Genomic DNA, 1,667 nt, shown 5'->3' on the forward strand with positions numbered 1-1,667 from the left:
AGCCTCGATCCATGGACCCGGGTTTCGGGCTGGTCTGCGCGCCGGAGGCGTGCAGACCAGCGGGTTTCGGGTATGAGGTAGCCGCTGGTCTGCCCAGCATTTCCACGTGGATCTCGGTTCTGGCCGGTTCTGGCCGGGTTGGTCAGGTGGTGACGGGTTGTGGCGGTGTGTAGCCGATTGTGTTGTGCCACAACATGAGCCATGGCACGACCCAGGGCCAGTGGGTGGGCAGATGCAGGATCGGCCGACGTTGCGGGCGGGCCAGTCGGGCGGGGATGTTGACGATTTTGCGGCGCAAGGTGGCCGCGCGTGCGCGGCCGTGGTTGCCGCCGGCGAGGGTTCCGGCAGCGCGCAGGAGGTTATGGGCCATGGCAGCGCAGATCACCCAGGCGGAATTGGCACCGAATTTCCCGGACGGCATATGGGCTAGGGGGCCGTCGATGAGGTCGGCGAAAACGGTCTCGATGACGGCGTGTTTGCGGTGGGTGATGTCGGCATCGGCAACCGGCTCTTGCGAGTTGGTCAGGAAGGGGTGGTGACGCCAGAGAGGGAACAGCGCGTCGGGGTAGCGGGCGTCTTTCACCCGCCGCACGATCAGCCGGGCGGTGACGCGGTCCTTGGCGGAAACGAAAGCGGTGTAAGAGGTTTCGGCGACCTCGGCGTCGGAGATCCACTCGCCTGTGTCGGGGTCGCGGACCGCACCGGGATAGCGCACCGGGGTCCACGCGTCATCGGGAATCGAGGCGATCGCTTTCTTCACGGCCGCGTTCTTGGTCAGCACCAGCGAGAACAGTGCCCCGGCCCGCAGCGCTGCGCGCACGACTTTGCGGTTGCCATAGGCCGAATCGCCGCGCACCAGGATGGTGCCGGTCGCCCCGGCGGCGCGGGCGGTGCGGATCGCTTCGGTGACCATCGACCCGGCTCCTTTGCCGGAGCTGGTTTTCCCGGCGCGTAGCCGCATCCCGGCAACAACCGGCGCCGCGAGGTCGGTGCTGAGCGTGGCCGCCAGGGGTGAAAGTCCTTTGCGGAGAACCTGTTTCCCGGCGATCTTCGCATGCCCGTAGGACGCGCCCTGCTTCTGCTTGCCGTAGACCGGGCGCAGTAGCGAGTCGATGTCGACGAAACACCGTGTCGCCGCGCCGGGCAGCAGATCGGTGCGGGCGGCCAGCGCGGACAGGTGCTCGCGCATCACCGACTCCAACTGCTTGGCATGACCGAAGCTGAACTCGCGCAACAGAGTTCCCACCGTCGAGGGCGCATACACACCACCGAACAGGTGCCCCATCCCGCCGCTGCGCAGCAGGTCGATGTCATCGATACTGTCCGCACCCGCGCACATCCCGGCGATCAGCGTGGCCAGTTTCGGGGCCGGGTTGGCCGACCCGGAGGTGATCCGCGGCGAAGCTATGGCGACCTTGTCAGCCAACATGCTGGTCAGGCCCGTTTGCTCGGCCAACGTCATCACCGGGACCAGCCCAGCCACCGAGACGAGATTGTCGTCATCGAACACTGCCGAGCCCTCGGCGAACGTGTGAAACAATCGCACTGAAAGTGTCTTTCCGATCTTGCAACGGTTGATGCGTGAGAACACCAATCATCGCAGTTCGGAAGGCACTTTCCCTATTCCGGGGACGGCCCGCCGCTGATTACGTCCATGGATCGAGGCT

Annotated in this window: 1 protein-coding gene; it reads right to left on the reverse strand. The window is 65.9% G+C overall.

The window, feature by feature from the left end:
- Positions 1–142: 142 nt before the first annotated feature.
- Positions 143–1,546 carry an IS1380 family transposase gene (locus ABZ909_RS43590; RefSeq protein WP_357012378.1) on the reverse strand — a complete coding sequence of 468 codons (1,404 nt, stop codon included), beginning with the start codon at positions 1,544–1,546 and terminating at the stop codon, positions 143–145.
- Positions 1,547–1,667 lie beyond the last annotated feature (121 nt).

Source organism: Nocardia sp. NPDC046763, from assembly GCF_040645495.1.
In the GTDB taxonomy this organism is placed as follows: Bacteria; Actinomycetota; Actinomycetes; order Mycobacteriales; family Mycobacteriaceae; genus Nocardia.